Raw genomic sequence first — 20,970 nt, 5'->3', positions numbered from 1 at the left:
GATCATATTTAACCGTGGCATATTTGTCACGGTTTTCTTTTGCCTTTTTTCAGGCAAATTTCCGTTGTATAAAGGTCTCCATACTACCAGATGAATGAAAAAGACGAATCAAAAAGGAGACAAAAAATTGAAAAATACAAGCATCAGAAAAGAAACACAGAAAGATGAAAAACTCGGAAGAATTTCGGAGGTCAGCAAAAACAGCTATAGGATTATGTTCCAAGGGGAGGAAATTCCTGCGAAATTAAAAGGACATTTTTATGAAGAGGATACAGAGGCGCTTCCTGTAGTAGGCGACTATGTGACATTTATGTACAACAGCCGGGGAGATTCTATGATTCTTTCAGTCTGTGAGAGGAAAAGTTTTTTACAGAGACCGGATCAGGCTAAAACGGGAGTTATGCAATATATGGCAGCCAATGTGGATTACCTCTTTATCGTCACGTCGCTTAATGAAGACTATAACTACAATCGTATTGCAAGATACGTGAGCATTGCCATTCAGGGAGGAACCATTCCGGTTGTAATTCTAACGAAATCGGACCTTTGCACAAATGCAGGTAGGTATATAAGAGAGGTGGAGCAGATATCCGACAAAGTGCGCGTCCATGCTATCTCCGCGCTTTATGGAATTGGCCTTGATGAACTAAATGAATATATGACTCCGGGAACCACCATATGCATGATGGGATCTTCAGGTGCAGGAAAATCAACGCTGACCAATTCATTGATCGGTGAAGAGGCCATGAAGACATCCGAGATAAGAGAGGATGACGACAAGGGAAGACACACAACCACTTACAGAAAACTGATCGAGCTTCCGAATGGCGTCACGATCATAGACACTCCCGGCATGCGTGAAGTTGGCATGGCGAATGTGCAGGAAGGTATTGACGAGACGTTCTCGGATATCATTGAACTGGAGTGCAGATGTAAATTCAGTAATTGCAGACACGATACTGAACCCGGCTGCGCGGTCAAAGCAGCTATCGCAAGCGGAGAGTTATCTGCAGAAAGATATGAACTTTATAAAAATCTTGGCAGAGAGAATACCAAAAACTATGCTATGAAAAAAGAAATATCAAAATGGGCGAAAGCTTATAAGAAGAACAATAAGAGAAATATGTGGGATTAAAGGGGGATAAGAATAATGAATATAGAAAAATACAGAAAATATTTCACCAAAGAATATTTGATGGGACCAAATTCTTTTCGCTTACTGGAGGAATTGATCAGGCGAAGTCCCAAAGATGTATGCTTTGACAGGACATTGGATCTTGGCTGTGGACATGCTTTGACATCGATGTTTGTGGCAAATGAAACAGATGCAAAAACAGTATTTGCGATTGATCTCTGGATATCCGCAACTGAAAATTATGATAGAATCAAAGCCAACAATCTGGAAGATAAGATTATTCCTGTTCACGGTGATGCGATGGATATGCCTTTTTCGCATGAGTACTTTGACTTAGTTGTCAGCGTGGATTCGTATCATTATTTTGGCTGTAAAAAAGGTGTTTTTGCCGATAAGATATTGCCATTTATAAAAGAGGGCGGATATGCGATGATCGCAATACCGGGTCTGAAGAAAGAACCGCAGGGGGATTTGAAGGAGATTTTTGAAGCATGGGCTGAAGATGGTGATTCTGAACTGTTCAAAACAATTTCGTGGTGGGAAGCACTGTTAAAAGAAGAGTGCAACGAGCATTGCGAAGTGGTTATAAAGGAAGCTGAATGTTTCGATATTGCATGGAGTGAATGGTTTGAATCCGGGCATGAATATGGTATACGAGATAAAGAGTTCCTCGATAAAGGAATTTATGACATTCTGAATTTCATTTTGATCTATATCAAGCGAAAGGACTAAAGGAGAAAGGTATGAAAAAGATTCTGGAAACTGAGAGATTGTTTTTGCGAGAGATGAGTGAGAAAGATTTTGATGCCTTATATAAAGTCCTTGCAGATGCAGAGATCATGAAGCATTATCCATACTCTTTTGATGAGAATAAGGTCAGAGAGTGGATAGAGCGCAACATGAATCGATATCGTGAAAATGGTTTCGGACTTTGGGCTGTATGCCTTAAAGAAACCAAAGAAATGATAGGTGATTGCGGATTGACTCTTCAGAATATCGAAGGTAAAATGCTTCCTGAGATAGGATATCACATTCGCCGAGATTGCCAGCGCAATGGGTATGCAAAGGAAGCAGCAAAAGCAGTTATGGACTGGGCGTTTACGAATACTGATTATCCCGCACTGTATTCATACTGCAAATATACAAACGAACCGTCTTATAAAACAGCAGAATCATTAGGAATGAAGTTTGACAGAGAATATCCCGATGAAGCGAATGAAAAAACTCATGTGTCTGTGATACATAGGGAGGAATGGACAACCTTAGACAAGAAGTAATATATACAGAATATCAAGAGTCGGTCACAAAAGACCGGCTCTTTTTTACGTTATTGAAAATAATTATTGACAAACAAAAAGGTCATGTTATTATAATGTTATAACAAGTTGAACGGAGGGCAAAATGTTAGACAGTAACTTACCGGTTTCATTGCAATATCAGCTAAGAGAAGTATTGTTTGAGAAACTCAACTCGGGCGAGTGGAAGGCAGGGGAGATGATCCCAAGTGAACACGAGCTTTGTGAGGAGTACGGAGTCAGCAGGATAACAGTACGTGAAGTTCTAAAGGAATTGGTTCAAAGTGGTTATCTTAAGAGGAAACAAGGAAAGGGAACTTTCGTTTCCAAACCATCAGTAGAGGCGACTTTGGTAAGTAACTACTCTTTATCGGCTGACCTTAAGCAGAAGGGCATCTCTTCTGAGTTTAAACTGATCTCTCTGGAAGTTGTGGATCCGTCACCGTCAAAGAAGGAATTCTTTGAATTGGCAGATGGAGAGAAACTCTTTGAGATCATTAGAACCAGAACCATCAAGGATGAGATATATGCTTGGGAGAAGGCATATGTCCCTGAGAAGTATCTCAAAGATCTGACTGAAGAAGAGATTCAGAGCAAAGGTCTTTATCCTTCGATCAAAGAGAGAACAGGACTCTACCCGATTGAAGCTGAGGAGAAAATGGAAGCGGTTATCTGTCCCGCATATGTTGCCAAACAGATGAATTTGCCCACCAATACAGCCGTTTTCAAGATCAAAAGAAATACGAAGTCTATGAACGGTTACATTGAAAAGTGCGAAAGTTATCTTGTGGGGCAGACATATAACATAAAGCACATTATTAAAAACGGCATCTAAGGGGTTAGGTGTTAGGAGATTATTTTTTACAGTGAAGGGAGAAGGCTATGAAGAGATTGGCTATTGTATTGGCATGCGCATTAACTTTATCTTGCTTTACGGGTTGCGGCGAAACGGACGCGCCTGCAAGTCCCGCGAGTGAACCTGCGGCTGCAGAAGCAACCGAAGCAAACGGGGAAAAGGCAGCAGAGAGTAGCGGACCTGCAGAGGAGGTGCCAGAATTTGACACAGAGATTGAAAAGATTCTTTATGAAGCAAGTAAGATGTCAGATGAGGAACTTTATGCAAAAGCTAAAGAAGAAAAAGAGAAGACAATTGTTTACTCAACAACGAGTTTGGCTGCAACTGCGATAGAGACTTTCCTTGCTAAGTATCCGGATCTTACGATTGAGATGTCTGATATTGGTGAGGCGGATATGTTCACCAAACTTTCAACTGAGATCGGAAGTGCCGCAGACGGTGCTGACATGGCACTTTTGCAGAATGCGTACAGAGTAAACAATGAACTTATTTCAGAGGATCTTTTATACAACTATTTCCCTGAGGCATTAAAGGGAGTGGTTGATGAAAACTATCAGGATCCCACAGCAATTCTTTTTGTATCAAAACTGATCTTCATGAATAAGAGCGACGGCTCTACAGAGGATCTTAAGAACGTATGGCAGCTTACGGAGGCAGCATATAAGGACAAGGTATTCTTTAAGAATCCCGCGGACGAGCCTGTTGGAATGAACTTCCTCATCATGCTTACATCCGATGAATGGAATAAAAAATTAAGTGATGCATACAAGTCTTATTTCGGAACAGAGTGGAACAACACAGCAGAGTACAAGTCATGCGCGTATGAGTTTCTGGATAAGTTCCTTGCAAACTGCAACTACACATACACAGCTGACGGAGGTATTTGCGGCGGCATCGCAGAAGGTGAACCCGGAAGCGTAGGATTGTTTGTATTCTCAAAGCTCAGAACCAACGAAGTTGCAAGAGCAAATCTTCAGATTGCTGCAACAGGTAATAACGGAGCAGGTATCGAAGGTTTTGCAGGCTTTATGTATCCTACATATGCTCAGGTTTGTGCTGATACAGACACACCTTACACATGCGCATTATTTATCAATTACCTTCTTTCAGAGGAAGGCGGCGCAGCTTGGAACAATGAAGACAACATGGGAACTTACCTCTCAAACAGAACAATTGCTTTAGTTCCCGATTCTACAGGTTTGGATAAAGAAGTTGATTTCTGGTTAGACAGATGCGTTATAGAAGACGGTGATTATCTGGCGGCAAACTACGCAGACGTTTATGAGTATATTGCATCAAGAATAAACTAATCCGAGAGAAAAGGTATTTACGTATGGTGGAGGGTTTTTCTCTCCACCATATATGGTCTTTGGAGGGTGTATGAAAGTTATAAATTTGGAGAAGATCAAGAATAGAGTCAAAACCTATTTCTCCAATCCGGCTAACTGTATGCTGGTTTTTTTCTTCATTGCATTCTTGGGGTTATCCATCTATCCCATCACGGCAATGATCAAAGAGATGTTCATAGTACATGCGGGAATTGAGAAGACACTGATCAGCGCAAAGAAAGGAACATTTACTCTTTATCATATTCAAAAATTGTTCGCTCCGGGTGAGTGGAGTGTGACATCATTCTATATTCCTTTTAAGAATTCATTTTTGCTTGGCTTTTTTGGGGCAAGTCTTGCAATAATATTCGGCGGAGTCACCGCATGGCTGATGACAAGAAGTAACTTGAAGTATAAAAAACTGATCGGAACGTTATTCATGTTTCCGTATCTGATGCCGGCTTGGACACTCGCGCAGTTTTGGATCTATCTTTTCCAAAATACGAATGTAATGAGCGGTAACAAAGGAATTGTGCAGTCGTTGTTCGGATTATGTATGCCGCAGTGGTTTGTATACGGACTCTTTCCCTGCGTTATTGTAAACAGTTTGCACTTTGCGCCTTTTGCCTATATTCTGATCGGCGGTATTTTGCAGAACATGGATGCAACACTTGAAGAATCCGCACAGATACTAAGGGCAAACAGATTAAGAATTGTAAGAAAAGTAACGCTTCCTATCGTTATGCCGGCACTTTTATCGACATTCCTTCTTGTTTTTTCAAGCGGATTTGCATCATATGCAGTGCCTGTATTTTTGGGAGGCGCGGTAAGGTTTTACACTCTTGCAAGTAAAATGAAGGCCATGATAAACGCAGGATACATGGGACAGGCATATATCATTGCAGCAGTGATGATCATATGCGGAATCATTATTCTGATGATCAATCAAAAGTACACCAACAAGAGAAGGTCTTTTACAACGGTAACGGGAAAATCAGGTCAGGTATCGCTTGTTGATCTCAAAAAGGCTAACAGGCCTATCTCGATCGCAATGATAATTTTGACAGTTTGCTTCTCGGTGGTACCCCTTATTGTTTTTGCGCTTCAGACTATTCAGAGAGTTCCCGGTGACTACAGTATTTCAAACTGGACCTTGGATTTCTGGATAGGAAAAGATCTGGATGCATACAAGATGGGAATGGTAGGAGGAATCCTCGTAGGAAAAGATTTCCTGATGGCGCTTTTCAGACTTGTACTTCTTTCAATTGCTTGCTCGGTATTTGCAGGAACCGCAGGTCTTTTTATAGGATATTCGGTTGTAAGAAACAGAAGAACAAGACTTTCCAAGATGGTGGAAGCAATGTCGTTCTTCCCTTACCTTATTCCTACGATTGCTTTTTCCGCTATATATTTGGCGCTGGCATCGACCAAGACATTCTCATTCTTATATAACTCATTCTTACTGCTTGTAATTGTAGGCGGTGTTAAGTATTTGCCTTTTGCATCGAGAGGCTGTATCAATTCGATGTTGCAGGTTTCTGCGGAGATAGAAGAAGCGGCAATACTTATGAAAGTGCCGTGGTATAAGAGAATATTCAGGATACTTGTTCCGATTCAGAAGACCAGTATTTTCTCCGGTTATTTGCTTCCGATAGTATCCGCGATGAGAGAAGTTGACCTTTTTGCGCTTATTGTATCTAACAGCAGTTATATGCTGACGACCATGCTTTTGGCGTTTAACCAGACAGGTTACGATCAATACGCCAGTGCGATAACTCTTTTGATTATAGTCATCGTACTTATAATAAACCAGGTTTCAAGCAAGCTTACCGGTGCGTCGATTTCGCAGAGTGTCGGCTCATACAATAAACAGTAGAAGGAGAAGATATTATGCCAAGAATAGAGCTTATAAATATCACAAAAAGATGGGGCGATTTTTACGGAGTTAAAAATCTGAACATGGTAATAGAGGACCGAGACTTTGTTTCTTTGCTTGGACCTTCTGGATGCGGCAAAACAACAACGCTTCGAATGATCGCCGGGTTGGAGACTCCTACGGAAGGAATAATTAAGATAGGTGATAAGGTCGTTTTCGATTCGGAAACCGGAGTAAATCTTTCTTCCGATAAGCGTGAGATAGGATTTATTTTCCAGAACTATGCATTGTGGCCGCACATGACCGTTTATGAAAACATTGCATTCGGTCTCGAGAGCATGAAGTGGAACAAAAAAGATATTGATGCGAGAGTAAAAGAGATGCTCGCTCTTATGAAGATTGAAGAGTTTGAAAAAAGATATCCTTCCGAGATTTCCGGAGGACAGCAGCAAAGAGTTGCGATCGCGAGAACGCTTGCGGTTAAGCCACAGGTTCTTTTGATGGATGAGCCTTTGTCAAACCTTGACGCCAAGCTTCGTTTGGAAATGAGAACAGAGCTAAAGAGACTTCATGCAGATACAGATTCAACTTTTGTATACGTTACACACGATCAGCTTGAGGCAATGACTCTTTCAACCAAGATCTGCCTCATGAAAGAAGGAACGATCCAGCAGTATGCTCCGCCTCTTCAGGTTTATAACGAGCCTAATAATTTGTATGTTGCGGATTTCGTGGGCAACCCGAGTATGAATTTTGTTGAGGGAAAGATTGCGAAGACGGGAGAAAACTTCGAAGTGGAATTACTTGGTTACAAGGCCAAGTTTATTCCAAACGAAAAGCTTGAGGATATCGGCGGAGACATAACTGTTGGATTCAGACCCGAGTATATGAAGATCGAAGAAAACGGAAAGATAAAGGCAAGTGTTTATTCGACTTTGCCATCAGGTCTTGAAACAACTATTAAGCTTAAGGTTGGTGAAGAGATCATTTCATCAGTAGTATTCGGAGCTTCCGATTATGTCACTGACGAAGAGCTTGGATGCAGTATTGCGGGAAACAACGTATGCATTTTTGACAAAGACGGACAGAAGATTTCAATGGGACAGTTGATCATAGAATAAAAAGGAAGAGCAAAAGTGAGTAAAAACATCGTAGAAATCAAGGCCATAGCATCAAGTGAAAGCTTTATTGAGGGCTTCGAACCTCAGAAGGCTCTGGACGGTGATCCGGGTACGGCGTGGAAAGCAGATCCGTATTTTAAGTGGATCATGCTTGATACGGGCAAGATTCATTACATTGATCATATTAATTTTATAACCGGCCATGGCGGAGAGTTTTATCATTATCATGTGGAATACAGTACCGATAGGATCAACTGGTATTTTGTCATGGAAAAAGATAATGATATGCCCGCTACGGAAACAGGAGATGATATAGCAATTGAGAAGGTTGCCAGATTTATAAGGATCACTGTTTCTTATTGCTCCGCGTCAAGCGTTGTGACCGTGGAGAATATTTCTGTACATGGCTGCTGCGTTTCTGAGGTAAAAGAGAATCTTGATATTACAGAGAACAGAGTAAAAGCAATCGAAGGAGAAATACAAGCGGGATTTGCTAGGATTGATGACTATGAGATAGATGATTCGTGGGAAGATGCTGTGGTCAAGGCGTCGCAGGCAGGAGCAGTACTTAAATTTTCCGATGTGTCTTTTGACGAAAAAGAGATTGATCAATTGAGGTTCTGCTTAGGTCTTCCCGTTAAGGACAAGATTTCATATGTGAATATTGAAGTGAGACTGGACGGAGTAACGGGGGAGAAAGTCGGAAATATCCATCTGTGCAGGCAGTATACGTATTTTACGGAACTTGCGATTGATATAAGAAGAGAAAACGGAGAGCTTGTTTCGGGTAAGCATGATGTGTATATCGTTGTGACACAGATTGATGCTCCCCAGAGCGTTGTTCTTTACTGGCTTAAATTTGACAGGCATCCGGAATTATCACCGGTTGCTACAGATTACAGAGAAGAACTTATTGAAGATGACGAACCGTATAAGATATTTTTTGGAAACATGCACTGTCACACAGGGCTTACGGATGGTTTCGGAACCGCAGAGCATGCCTATGACTATGCCAGAAACGTTGCGAAGTTAGACTTCTTGGGGATCACCGAACACAGCAATTGTTTGGATGAGATGTTCGACTGTAACAAGAGCTTTAAGTGGAGAGACTTAAAGCGTGCCTCTCAAAAAGCAACAGAAGACGGAAAGTTTGTCGGCTTGTATGGTTCGGAGACTACATGGTACAACCAGTTTGGTCATATGAATATTTATTGCGCAGATTTCTTCTTGAATTCATATGAGTTTAAATTCGATGAAGCGGGGGCTTATTACAGTAAGCTTAAGGAGTATGGCGGACTTATAAGTCAGTGGAATCATCCGTGGTCCTGTGGAAACAGACATTTTGATTTCTTTGAACCTTATGATGAAGAACTGGATAAGATAACTTACACGATCGAATTGAACAATGTGGAGTTATCGGGCGAAGATGTTATAAAGTATTATGTGATGGCACTTGATAAAGGCTGGCATCTTGCGCCTGTCGGCAATCAGGACAATCACGAAGAAAACTGGGGAACGCAGAACGGTATCAGGACCGGTGCAATTATAAGAAGGCTCACCGCTGCCGACATCTATGACGCGATGAAGAATCTTCGTACGTATTTTACGGGAACGCCCGGCTTTAGAGTTATGTATTCGATGAACGGAAACATACAGGGTTCGATCATCGAATGGCAGGACGACCTTGTTATTAATGTTAAGGCTTCTTGCGATGACGCGTGCAAGATAACCGAAGTACAGGTTTACGGAGAATATGGTAAGGTTATAGATAAAGTTTGCTGTGATGGTTATCTTATCGAAAAAAATATAAAAGTCTGGAACAGACAAAAATATTATTTTTTAAAGCTTGTACGAGAAGATGGACAGATTGCAGTAACTGCACCAATCTGGATTAAGTAAAACTTATCCGGGAAAAAGATTTTGCAAGTGGAGGAAAGAGTGTGAATGCAAGGATGATAGTTGAGCTAATGCCTTTTGCAATAGTGTTTTTAATTATTGCAGTGTTTGGTTATTTTATGCTCATGATTGCGAAGATTGAGAGGAAGGTGCTTAAGGACGATGTTTTATGTACCGACCCGGAGAGAGTGCGAAGTGCAAATCAGACATTGAAAGTATTGCGTTTACTGGCGCCTATAGAAATTGGTGCGATTTTGTTGTTGGTAATTTTTGCGATTGATCACTATTATCATGTGTTCAGAATTAATCCTGTCGGAGTTGGAATAACGGTGGGAGGATTACTGTTCACTTATATAGGAATTTTGTTTAGTAATAGCAATACCGATAAAAAAGCCAGATACACCGGGACTTGTGAGGGCGTTGTGGTAGGAGTGACATCATCCGAGGATTCTGAAGGGCATACAAGCTATTCTCCGGTGATTAAATATGTTGTAAATGGCCAAGAATACACATGCGGTTCAGGAGTGTCTACCAGTCGTAAGCAGGTTCCGGAAGTGGGAACAAATATTAATGTGTACTACGATCCCGAATGGCCCAAAGAAGCAGAGTCGGATTTTGAAAGAAAAATCGGCGGACAGTTCCCTGTATGGTTTCTCGCATTTGGTATTCCAATGATCCTAATAGGACTGTTTATATTAACGTTTGGCGAGGAGCTTTTAAGAATGCTTTAATGTAAGTTTATGAAATATAATTTCATTGACGGTAGGTTACATAAATGATAACCTTTTTATATGCGATTTGACTTGATTGAGAAATGACCTATAAGCGCATTCATTTTTTCATCGATGAATGATTATAGGTCATTTTTTAGTTGAAGACGCAACTCGTTCGAGGGGATTTATAAACAGGGGAATTTATAAAGTGGAGGAATAAGGGATGAGAAAAGCAAGTCGAAGAACGCTTTCTTTAGTGTTGTCTTTTTTGATGACACTATCTGTTGGTGTGTGTGATTTTTCTCTTGTATCTTTTGCAAAAGAGGAATCGACAAAGACCAATCATGTATGGACATCAATCAATCTTGAAGATATTTCCGCGGATGATTCCATAGCTATTACTATGACTACGGAGGATGGCGAGACCTATGTGCTTCCGAGTTTAGAAGCAACAAATTCAGGCCCTGTAGCTAAGCTTTCTACTGTTGAGAATGGCTCCTTGACAATTTCTGATGGCAAGGACGGTGACTATGCATGGAAGATCACCAAGCACACTGTTACCACTAAGTCCAAGAAGAATGACCAGAATGATTCCGAGCCCAAGGAAGATGAAGTGCTTCAGGGATCACTGGAGGCTTCTACGGAGAAATCCGACAGTGCAGGAACCGGTATTAGTACTGAAGAAGATAATTCTAAAGATGATACTGATAAATCCGAAGGTGAAAAGAATAATACCGAGGATGAAAAGAATAATACCGAGGAAGAGAAAGGGAACACTGTAACGGCTGCGAAGAATGTTCTTGCCACGACTCCCGCTGCGGATAAAACAGAAACTGCGGACGAAACAGACCCCCAAAATGCAACCGAACCTAAAGAAACAGAAGAAAGTGCTGAGGTTGAAAAGGTGGAAGAGTACTATACCATCTCTTCAGGCTCAAATCAGCTGATTACCAATGCCGATAACAACGGCGTCAGAGTAAAAGCCAAGTCCGATGATGAAGTGGGCGCAAAGTGGAAAATAGACAAGGGATACCTTTGTGCAGTGGATCCAAAAGACGTAACAAGGTATCTTGGAGTATACAACAAGACTGATTTCAGAGCATATAAATTGGGTAAAGAGGGTGCTTTTCCCGGCAATATCAAGGATCAGACCCTTGGATTTTACAAGCTTACAGATCAGACAATCGGCGGAGAAGTATCTGTTCCCAAGGCATCAATAAAGAGCGGTGAATCTGTAGATTACGGTGCAGAGATCACTCTTACTTGTGCTACAGAAGATGCGAAGATTTATTACAATACAAACGATACGGAGAATTATTCTCCATATGTAGAGCCCATCAAGGTAAACAAAGATCTCACCATCCATGCTTATGCTCAAATAGGTGAAGAAGAAACCGGGGAGAAGAGTGAGACAGTTTCTTTTGAATATACGCTCAAAAAAGGTGTGAAGATCAAGGACTTAACTTCTCTTATCGACGGACAGGAGTTTGTCCTTGTAAATGGTGATAAGGCAGCTATGTCCAACAGCGCTACCGACAAAAAGCTTTCTCCTGTGGCAGTAGAACTTGACAGTGACAATGTGCTCACATGCAAGGAAGACATTGAGAAACTTGCCACACTCAAGCTTGAGAAAAAGAGTGATGATTCAGAGGCGTACTACATTACAACCGAGTTTACGGATTCTGAATCCGGGGAAACAGCGGAGTATTATCTTACTTCCGGAGCAACAGGAAGTGAGCTGTACTTTACAAAGGCTCCTGAGAATAAGGAAGAAAGAGACGATCTTGGTCTTTGGACTTTTGAGGATCTTGAGGACGGCAACTTCAGACTTAAGAACGTAAAGGCTCTTTTTAACTCAAGTAAGCCACAGTATTTGGAGTACTATTCCAAGGCTTTTACAACATACAGCTACAATAGTACAAAAGATAACGTATATGTTTTTTCGGCTTATACAACTCCCGGTGAGGGTGAGGAAGTTAATTCTTATGAGAGCGATCCCGATACCGAGCTCATAGTGGCTCAGTGGGGAGGAGGCGCCGAGTATCCTAAGGTTGAAGATACAGATAAGTACATCTACGCCGATCTTTACGAGACCAACGACATGAAGGATACGGATTCCAAGTACAGTGTTGTTGTGGGCGGAAATGTGTCTGTGCCATATACTTCAGCCGCGGCTGCAAACACGGGCTCCACCAATTATTACATGGGCTCTAAGGGTGTGGTAAGTAAAGACGATTATATTCAGATGGAATTCCCCACGCAGGGATTTGCGGATATGAAGCTTGGCTTCCGCATGCGTTCATCCAATACTGCGGTAGGTGCATATCAGCTTCAGTATTCCACTACAGGTGAAGACGGAAGCTTCAAGAATATCAAAGACGGATCTTATAAATACAGCATAACTGTCTATAAAGACGACAAGCCATCCGAGAAAAAAGGTGACGGTGAGATTAATGATGGTATAGCCAGAACCTCTTTAGCACCTGCCAAGGAAGTGTCCTTTGAGTTCAAGATTCCGGAGGGTGCCAACAACAAAGAGAAGGTATACATAAGACTTGTTCCTGCTACAACTCTTTCTGCAAAGGGAGATAAAGATGCGGGACCGGGCGGTGTCAACAGAATAGACAGCGTTATGGTTTTGGGACATCCTATTGTTTCGGATGACATCTGCGGACATATTGTTGCGGATCCTTCCAGCGGAGAGGTTGCTGAAGGCACTAAGATAGCTCTTTCTACCAGAACCGAAGGTGCGGATATTTATTACTCTGTAAACGGCGGAGATGAAGTAAAGTATGATGCCGATGCCAAGGTAACACTTGATGAGCTTCCTGCCATCATCCGTGCATATGCTACCAAAGATGGTATGGGAAACAGCATTACATCAGTTTATCAGTACAAACAGGCTCAGGTTGCTACAGTAACGGCTAATCCCAACGGCGGTGCCATTGCCCAGAGTCAGAAGATCACATTGAAGACCAAGACAGAAGGCGCCACCATTCTTTACAGATACAAGACCAAGTCAGAGATTGCCAAGGAAGATAAAGATGGTACTTCAGGAAATACCGAAGCAGGCGATCTGATTGAGGAAGAAACAGAAGATAATCATCATGACTGGAAGGAATATACAGAGCCCTTTACAGCCAAAGAGCTTCCGGCTCAGATTCAGGTAAAAGCAGTAAAAGAAGGTTATCTTGACAGTGCTGTTTCTACCCTCAAGTTTACTAAGCGTGTAAACGAAAGGGACAACATATACTTTGGACAGATCCACGCACATACCAATATTTCCGACGGTGCGGGATCTTTGGAAGATGCTTACGATCATGCCAAAAACGTCGATAATCTTGATTTCATCATCATTACCGATCACTCCAATTCGATCGATAATGAGAGCGAATCTAAGATTACAGAGAACGTAGACAAGAGTCCAAGCGATGAGTGGACATACGCTCACAACCTGGCAAAGCAGAAATCAACCGAGGACTTTACTTGTGCATACGGATACGAGATGACCTGGTCCAACGGCCTTGGTCACATGAATACCTTCAATACAGAAGGTTTCCAGAGTCGTACACAGAGTGAGTACAGCGCATATGCAACTGCCCTTAACAATTACTACAGTGCACTCAGAACCGCACCTGATTCTATCAGCCAGTTCAATCACCCGGGTACAACCTTCGGTGATTTCCAAGATTTTGCGTATTACTCAGAAGAAAACGACAACCTTATTACTATGATAGAGGTTGGTAACGGTGAAGGAGCTATCGGTTCTTCGGGTTACTTCCCTTCATACGAGTACTACATTCGTGCACTTGATAAGGGATGGCACGTTGCACCTACCAACAACCAGGATAACCACAAGGGACTTTGGGGCGATGCCAACACAGCCCGTACGGTTATGCTTGCTGACACCAACACTGAAGAAGCTATATACGATGCGATGAGAAATTATCGTATCTATGCAACAGAGGACAACGATCTTTCCATCTACTACACATTGGATGGAAATGTAATGGGATCGATCCTTGATAAAGAAGCAGTTGGAGACACGGTAGAGATCAAGGCTGACATCAAGGAGCCTACAGACAAGGCAATCGGTAAGGTTGAGCTTATCGTTAACGGCGGACAGGTAATCAGCTCTATTAATGTCGATAAGACAGAAGCAACAGTTAAGTTTACAGCACCTTCGGCATATTCATATTACCTTATCAAGGTTACCGAAGGTGATAAAGATATCGCCGTAACAGCACCTGTATGGGTTGGCGAAGTTGAGGCTTGCGGAATCAATAAGACCTACACCGATACGGTTCTTCCCGTAGCAGGCGAGGAGCTTGATGTAAACGTTGAATTCTACAACAACGAGAAGACATCTCTTGAGATCAACAACATCAAAGTTGAGCTCAGTGACGTTGACGGCAAAGTTACACCTGTTTCAGAGGTTACAGGTGAAGAAGCCAAGGTAAAAGAGATTGCTTCAAACGGCACTGCAACGTATCAGACAAAATATACTTATGACCAGGCGGGGCAGGTAACATATCAGATCACTGTGAACGCAACCCTTGACGGTGTTGAGAAGGTTTACAAGGATAAACTGACTGTTAACTATGTTCTTCCCAAGATGGTTTCGGAAGTTATCATAGACGGCACTCATGCCAACGACTATGTATCCGGCTACTATACCGACAATGTATCTGCATTTGTAAATCTGTGTGCCGGAAACAACATCCGTGCGAGAGTCATCAAAGACGAGATCACAAGCGAAATGCTTAGTGACTGTAAATTGCTTGTTATTTCAGCTCCCGCCAAGAGTGACGAAAGATCCGGATTGTACAAGGCTTCACACTATAGCGATGAATTTATCGAGCTTGTAAAAGATTATGTGCAAGCCGGTGGCTCAGTGATTATCTGCGGTTTGGCAGACTACAAGGATTCAACAAGTGTCCAGACGGCAACAGAGCAGAACAAGCTTCTCTCAGCTATGGGATCAACAATCCGTATGGGTTCCGATGAGGTCTGTGATGATACCAATAACGGCGGACAGGTGTACAGAATGTATCCCACAAACTTCAACCTTGAATCGGATCTTCTTGCAGGAATCAAGAACGGTCAGGTATATAGCCAGTACTCAGGATGTTCCGTTGATATATCCTCCGCTACGGCAACAGATTTTGTTGATGAAGCAGAGTGGCTTGTAAAAGGCTTTGATACCACATATTCTGTGGATTGCAAAAGCGAAAGCGGAGCAAGTCAGGGAAGCGCATTACCGAATGCCGTTGTCGGTATCAAAAACGATAATGAAGGAGACATTACTTTCCTTGCCCGCCAGAAAACTAAGGCAGGCGGACAGATCATCGTCGGAGGTGGAGTATTCCTCTCAGACTTTGAGGTAAAGGCAGAGATTGACAACAACGATTCACTTCCTTATGCGAACTACACTATTGTAAACAACATCATCCAAGGAGCTACGGTTAATCTCGAAACAACCACCATCGCGGATGCAAGAAAAGGTAAGATGAATGAAGTCTTCGCAGTGGAAGGCTATGTAACATCGGGAACAGACAACGAGAATACCACGTTCTTTGATACTATCTACATCCAGGATGAGACAGGTGGAATGGATATATTCCCCTACGCAACTCCAGGACTTAAGATCGGTACCAAGATGCGTATCGTAGGATTCCTTGCTCAGTATCAGGGAGATCTTGAGCTCAAGGTTATTTCCGCCAAGGCGCTTAATGATGCGCCTAAAGTATGGGAGCCCAAGGTGGTTGATACCAAGACTGCCATGGACTACGACAAGCTTGGCGGTCAGCTTCTTCAGACAACAGGAGAAGTAACGAGAGTTACCAATAACGCTGATGGAACAGTTGCAGAATTCTGGCTCAAGGACTCAACGGGAAAAGAGGCTGCAATCTTCATCGACGGATATATTAAATCCGGAACTACAGGTAAGAACACTCTCGGTGATTTTGTAAAGAAAGGTGCCAATGTAACGGCAGCAGGTGTTCTTTACAAGCATCCCGAAGGAAAATCGGATGTCTCCGTACCTGTATTCAGAGTACGTAACTGTGATGATATTTTCCTTGCAAAAGAATCTTCTTCCGGAAACCAAGGTGGCGACGATTCATCAGATAACGGATCTACAAATTCCGGATCGTCACATGGTAACGGCGGATCAGGTTCGGATTCTAACGGATCGGATACAGGAAATACGACTCCTAATACAGGAGCGGCAACCGCAGCATCAAGTGGCGCTAGTATAGCAGATGCCGCAACTGCAAGCAGTACGGGAACCGGTGAACAGATAACAACAGGTCAGACCGGTTCAACCGGTACAGATTCATCTCATTCAAACGGCGGCGGTAATTCACAGCAGGACAACGCCGGTGAAGGTGGAAATTCGCAAGTATCGGAAGGAGATAACGGCGGAAACGGTGGTGATAATAACTCTCAGCAGGTTGATGTTCAGGCAGGCGGAGATGATCAGCTAGGTGATCAGGTAACACCTCCTACAGACAATAAGCCCGGTATTCCTGTAGTGCCTGTGGCAGTAGGACTTGGTATAATAAGTGTTGCCGCAGTAACTGTAGTTGTAGTTAAAGTAACCTTAGGAACCACCATAGCAGCTTCCGCAGCATCGGGAAGTAAGCTTGCGGGATTGCTGGTTAAGCTACTACACATATTTGGAAAATAAAAAATGAAAAAAGAACTGATGATAAAGATAGTATCAGTCCTTGTATTTATAGCCTTGAGTATTGGCGTAGTAATCTATGCCAATACCGATAGGCCAAGATACACTATTACAGAGAACTCCGGCACCGAATATGAGACTGCCAGAGTTCTTTCTGTAATTGAGGATAATACTGTCGTAGATAAAACTGTAGAAAATCAAAAGAAGGGTAGCACCGAGCTTAAGATAAAGATCCTTACAGGCCGCTATAAAGGTGACGTCTGTACAGTCACCAATTATTATAGTTCGCTCTACAATGTGGATGTTAAAAAAGGCGATACTGTAAGCGTCAGAATTGATACATCAGCAGAACATACCTATTCCGTAAGCATATACAATTACAATCGCATTCCGTTAACGATAGGGCTTGTGATAGTATTTTTTGCTGTGCTGTTACTTATGGGAGGTAAGCAGGGACTAAAGGCATTTGTCGGACTTTTATATACAGTGCTTGCGATTTTCTTTGTACTCCTTCCGCTTATATACAAAGGTTTTCCGGCTATACCTGTAACTATAGCAATTATCTTTGTCACATCTGTAGTCTGCTTCTTGCTTATAGGTGGAATTTGTAAAAAGACAGTCTCGGCTGCACTGGGGTCACTTGCAGGTGTGCTGATAGCAGCAATTCTTGGAACGATTTCCGCAAAACTTGGCGGAGTAACAACCTTTCAGATGGATGAAGCAGAGGCACTTCTTCTTGTAAAGTCTACAAGTGCGCTTAAGATGTCAGGTCTTTTTATCAGCGGAATATTGATAGCAGCAATGGGCGCTGTGATGGATATAGCCATGACTATTTCATCGGCTATTGAAGAGATTCATCTTGCCAATAACAAGGCAGGATTTAAAGAACTCTTTAGATCCGGAATGAATATCGGAAAAGACGCCATGGGCACAATGGCAAATACTTTGATACTTGCATATGCAGGTGGTGCACTCAATATGATGCTCTTAATTTATTCATACGGAGTATCTTTTATCCAACTCGTCAACACGGATTTTGTAGCCATCGAGATCATACGAGCTATAGCGGGTTCAGTCGGAATCATCGGAACCGTACCTTGCGTTGCCGCTGTCGGCGCGTATCTATATAGTAAGAGGGCATAGCATCACCAATCCGAACCCCAGTCGGTATTATCTGAATCCCATGTGTCGTTGTCGCCCCAGTCATAGTCAGAATCAGAGTCATTATCCGACGAGACGTGGTATCTGTCATAAAAAGATGTATCATTCCAGTTGGTGGTATCCATTGATTGATCCCAGTTCCTGGAAATGTAGTAGTCGTCATAGTTTGACGATATTTCTCTTGGGATGGGATCGTTTTGGCTGATCTCTACCCAATTGTCGGTGTCGTAGTAAAACCAATGATCATCGTAATTGTAATATACGCCATGACCATATCTGTAGTATCCGTTGTGATCGGGGAAGCTCATGATCAAGGCGATACCAAACAGGATGCAGAACGCGGCTATTGATATGGAAATTATTTCCATTAGGGGGAGAGAGCGTTGATTTTTAGTCGTGCTTGAAGTGCTTGAAGGCACAGAACGTGTTACGGAAGTTGATTTTTTTCTTCCGGAACAGTTTTTCTGATGAACGATCTCATCTTTAAGTCTTTGAAGAAGCTCATTTACAGCGTATTCTTCATCGGCACCTTTATAGCGGACGGCTCTTGAACCGTCTGCTTTGTTTTTGTAGACAACAAAATCTCCGTTATCATCCTTATAGATTCCAAATGCTTTGGGCTTCTTATAATCCACGCCAATAAAAAAGCGAGTTACTTCAGGAGCAGGAAGCTTCCTGTCTTTGTACCACTTCTTTAATTCTTCAATGGTCTTGGGGCCCTTTTCATTCTTGTGTGATGGATTTGGGGCGCTGCAGTCGGGACATGCATGTTAAGTATCCTCGTAAGTATTTCCGCAATAATCACATTTAATCTTCATAAGGAATCCTCTCGGAGATTATCTTATACTTAAAAATTTCCAATTTCTTTTATCAGATACAAAGATCCTGCAATGCAGATAACTTCATTCTCCTGAAGAATTCGGTCGTACGATATCTCTTTTTCTATTATAATCGCTTCGACGCCGCGAGTGTTAATCATTTTTGCAAGATCTAAAGGATTCATGGTTCTTTTGTTCGGAACCGCGGTAACGTAGCATTTATCGGCTATAGGCATAAGTTCATCCAGGATAATATCCACTTCTTTATCCGCAAGAAGTCCGAGTATAAACGTTATCTTTTTACCCGGAAAATATTCTTCCAAAGATTGCCTAAGGACCGCTGCGCCCTGTCTGTTGTGTCCGCCGTCGATGATGACATACGGATTTTCTCTTACGATCGTAAAGCGTCCGAACCACTCGGTTTTAGCTATTCCCTGTTCTATAGCATCATCGGAAATCTTATAGCCTTTTTCCCTTAGTTTAATGCAAGTGCATATTGCCTGCGCAGCGTTATCGATCTGGTAGGTTCCGAGGAGCTTTGTTCTGCAAGTAACTCCGTTAAATTCAAACACCTGCTCCTGCAAACTTCTCTCGATCACTTTGGGAGAATCAAAATATACAAGACGAACGGCTTTTTCAGAGCATGTCTTTTCAAGAACATCTTTAACTTCGCGATCCTGCATAGGAGAAACGACAATTGTGCCTGTCTTTATTATCCCCGCTTTCTCGGTAGCAATCTCGGTAAGTGTGTTTCCGAGGATCGACATGTGATCGTAGCTGATCGGAGTTATAACCGTAGCAAACGGAGCCGGGATTACGTTGGTCGTATCAACACGTCCGCCGAGACTTACTTCCATAACAACGATATTGCAGTTCTTTTCCCTAAAATAAAGAAAAGACATTGAGGTCAGAATCTCATATTCGCTTGGATATATTCCTTCAGAGGCAAGCTCGTCATAAGCGGGCTTTACCATGGAAAAGATTTCCGCAAAATCCTCATCCGTGATATCAACGTTATTTACCTTAAAGAGTTCGTTGTACCTAAATAAAAAAGGAGAAGCAAAAGTTCCGACGGTCTTTCCGGCTTCCAAAAGGATTGATGTTATGTAAGCGACGGTAGACCCTTTTCCGTTGGTGCCCGCAACATGAATATATCTTAGCCCGTATTGGGGGTTGCCGAGCTTCTCAAGAAGAGAAAGCTCGGCGTCCAATGAAAAGAAATCTTTCTTTGGATCTTTATTATCTTTTGGTGGTTCAAAATGAGGCAATTCCTCAAAAAAAGAAATTGCCTCTTTATAGTTATACTTCTGCATAATCTTTGATCCTGGATATTGCAAATAAGAAAATTGATAATAAGATGTAGTTGATCGGTATCATGGCCAGTTCTTTAGGAAGTCTCGCCATAAGTGTGATAAAAAAGCCTTTTTTGATGTACATGAAGTCAAGCCAGAATGTATTCATGATAATTCCGACAACAAGAGTATGGATAAGTAAAGCAACGAGTATTCTTACGGGATGGAGCTCTTTTTTATAAAGGATTGCTCCGAAGATAAGGCCGCTTACAATTCCGCTTATGGTAAAACCGGGGAAAAAGGGGCCTGTGGGTTTTACGAGGTAGCCTCCGATATCAATAAGTGCGCCGACAACAGCTGCGATTCCGGGGCCGAGGGACATGCCGGCTACAGCGATCGGGAGTGACCCGAAGCGGATCTCAATGATCTGGCTGATGGGAATCTTAAATAATCCCAGTATTATTCCTACTGCCGTGAGCATGGCAGCAAGGGTGAGTATTCTTGTTTCTTTTAATTTATTCATATAAATACACCTCCTTGCAGTTTCCTTTTTACTACAACGGAGGTGCTTAACACTTCGCTATGTAGCAGCGGGATGCGACCATAAAACCGCGGACAAAACCTTCGTCTAAATGACAACTCCCTGTTCACTTAGCACTTGACGCTTTACAGTCTACTCTGCATTCTTAATTTCTTCTGTATTATAGGTGTAACTCGGATTAATATCAAGTATACTGTTATTAATCTATTTTTAATCTTACTCCAAGGATTGTTTAATTTACGGACTATAT

The 20,970-nt window shown here is 42.3% G+C and carries 14 protein-coding genes and 1 riboswitch; of the genes, 11 read left to right on the top strand and 3 right to left on the bottom strand.

Features of this window, described 5'->3' with window-relative positions:
* Window positions 1-127 precede the first annotated feature (127 nt).
* From rsgA to BM377_RS07740, 11 genes are all read left to right on the top strand, one after another.
* Window positions 128-1,135 (top strand): ribosome small subunit-dependent GTPase A, encoded by a 1,008-nt coding sequence (gene rsgA, locus BM377_RS07790; RefSeq protein WP_177223830.1) that lies wholly within the window; start codon window positions 128-130, stop codon window positions 1,133-1,135.
* A gap of 15 nt (window positions 1,136-1,150) precedes the next feature.
* Complete coding sequence (locus BM377_RS07785) at window positions 1,151-1,867, top strand: SAM-dependent methyltransferase (RefSeq protein WP_242948121.1); 717 nt, start codon at window positions 1,151-1,153, stop codon at window positions 1,865-1,867.
* 11 nt (window positions 1,868-1,878) lie between these two features.
* Complete coding sequence (locus BM377_RS07780; protein ID WP_092246306.1) at window positions 1,879-2,412, top strand: GNAT family N-acetyltransferase; 534 nt, start codon at window positions 1,879-1,881, stop codon at window positions 2,410-2,412.
* A 124-nt stretch (window positions 2,413-2,536) separates the two neighbouring features.
* Window positions 2,537-3,265, top strand: coding sequence for a GntR family transcriptional regulator (locus BM377_RS07775; protein WP_092246303.1), 729 nt, complete (start codon window positions 2,537-2,539; stop codon window positions 3,263-3,265).
* Window positions 3,266-3,312: 47 nt separating this feature from the next.
* A complete protein-coding gene (locus BM377_RS07770) occupies window positions 3,313-4,596 on the top strand; it encodes a hypothetical protein (RefSeq protein ID WP_092246300.1) in 1,284 nt (427 codons plus the stop codon).
* Between the two features lie 70 nt (window positions 4,597-4,666).
* Window positions 4,667-6,490, top strand: coding sequence for an ABC transporter permease (locus BM377_RS07765; protein WP_092246297.1), 1,824 nt, complete (start codon window positions 4,667-4,669; stop codon window positions 6,488-6,490).
* Window positions 6,491-6,504: 14 nt separating this feature from the next.
* A complete protein-coding gene (locus tag BM377_RS07760) occupies window positions 6,505-7,611 on the top strand; it encodes an ABC transporter ATP-binding protein (protein WP_092246294.1) in 1,107 nt (368 codons plus the stop codon).
* 15 nt (window positions 7,612-7,626) lie between these two features.
* A complete protein-coding gene (locus tag BM377_RS07755; protein ID WP_092246290.1) occupies window positions 7,627-9,510 on the top strand; it encodes a discoidin domain-containing protein in 1,884 nt (627 codons plus the stop codon).
* A gap of 41 nt (window positions 9,511-9,551) precedes the next feature.
* A complete protein-coding gene (locus tag BM377_RS07750) occupies window positions 9,552-10,238 on the top strand; it encodes a DUF3592 domain-containing protein (RefSeq protein ID WP_092246287.1) in 687 nt (228 codons plus the stop codon).
* Between the two features lie 205 nt (window positions 10,239-10,443).
* A complete protein-coding gene (locus tag BM377_RS07745; RefSeq protein WP_092246284.1) occupies window positions 10,444-16,911 on the top strand; it encodes a CehA/McbA family metallohydrolase in 6,468 nt (2,155 codons plus the stop codon).
* A gap of 3 nt (window positions 16,912-16,914) precedes the next feature.
* Window positions 16,915-18,051, top strand: coding sequence for a YibE/F family protein (locus BM377_RS07740; RefSeq protein ID WP_092246281.1), 1,137 nt, complete (start codon window positions 16,915-16,917; stop codon window positions 18,049-18,051).
* Between the two features lie 2 nt (window positions 18,052-18,053).
* On the opposite strand, the gene BM377_RS07735 is transcribed toward BM377_RS07740, so the two are convergent.
* The 3 genes from BM377_RS07735 to BM377_RS07725 all read right to left on the bottom strand — a co-directional run bounded on the left by BM377_RS07735 (window position 18,054) and on the right by BM377_RS07725 (window position 20,702).
* A complete protein-coding gene (locus BM377_RS07735) occupies window positions 18,054-18,704 on the bottom strand; it encodes a hypothetical protein (RefSeq protein ID WP_092246278.1) in 651 nt (216 codons plus the stop codon).
* Window positions 18,705-18,916: 212 nt separating this feature from the next.
* A complete protein-coding gene (locus BM377_RS07730; RefSeq protein ID WP_092246275.1) occupies window positions 18,917-20,200 on the bottom strand; it encodes a bifunctional folylpolyglutamate synthase/dihydrofolate synthase in 1,284 nt (427 codons plus the stop codon).
* On the bottom strand, window positions 20,187-20,702 hold the full coding sequence (locus BM377_RS07725) for a folate family ECF transporter S component (RefSeq protein ID WP_092246271.1): 516 nt from the start codon (window positions 20,700-20,702) through the stop codon (window positions 20,187-20,189). Before BM377_RS07725 ends, BM377_RS07730 begins: the two co-directional genes overlap by 14 nt.
* Window positions 20,703-20,765: 63 nt before the next feature.
* Window positions 20,766-20,862: riboswitch (THF riboswitch) on the bottom strand.
* Between the last annotated feature and the right edge of the window lie 108 nt (window positions 20,863-20,970).

Origin of the sequence: Butyrivibrio sp. INlla21, from assembly GCF_900116875.1 — a bacterium.
GTDB lineage: Bacteria > Bacillota > Clostridia > Lachnospirales > Lachnospiraceae > Butyrivibrio.
The sequence above is the reverse complement of the archived record's forward strand: the minus strand, read 5'-3'. Positions and strand labels throughout refer to the sequence as shown.

What these genes read in the sequence shown, in the direction of transcription:
- BM377_RS07745 (WP_092246284.1), top strand. Translation starts at nt 10,444, where the DNA reads ATGAGAAAAGCAAGTCGAAGAACGCTTTCTTTAGTGTTGTCTTTTTTG.
- BM377_RS07775 (WP_092246303.1), top strand. Translation starts at nt 2,537, where the DNA reads ATGTTAGACAGTAACTTACCGGTTTCATTGCAATATCAGCTAAGAGAA.
- BM377_RS07725 (WP_092246271.1), bottom strand. Translation starts at nt 20,702, where the DNA reads ATGAATAAATTAAAAGAAACAAGAATACTCACCCTTGCTGCCATGCTC.
- BM377_RS07770 (WP_092246300.1), top strand. Translation starts at nt 3,313, where the DNA reads ATGAAGAGATTGGCTATTGTATTGGCATGCGCATTAACTTTATCTTGC.
- BM377_RS07740 (WP_092246281.1), top strand. Translation starts at nt 16,915, where the DNA reads ATGAAAAAAGAACTGATGATAAAGATAGTATCAGTCCTTGTATTTATA.
- BM377_RS07760 (WP_092246294.1), top strand. Translation starts at nt 6,505, where the DNA reads ATGCCAAGAATAGAGCTTATAAATATCACAAAAAGATGGGGCGATTTT.
- BM377_RS07780 (WP_092246306.1), top strand. Translation starts at nt 1,879, where the DNA reads ATGAAAAAGATTCTGGAAACTGAGAGATTGTTTTTGCGAGAGATGAGT.
- BM377_RS07730 (WP_092246275.1), bottom strand. Translation starts at nt 20,200, where the DNA reads ATGCAGAAGTATAACTATAAAGAGGCAATTTCTTTTTTTGAGGAATTG.
- BM377_RS07785 (WP_242948121.1), top strand. Translation starts at nt 1,151, where the DNA reads ATGAATATAGAAAAATACAGAAAATATTTCACCAAAGAATATTTGATG.
- BM377_RS07765 (WP_092246297.1), top strand. Translation starts at nt 4,667, where the DNA reads ATGAAAGTTATAAATTTGGAGAAGATCAAGAATAGAGTCAAAACCTAT.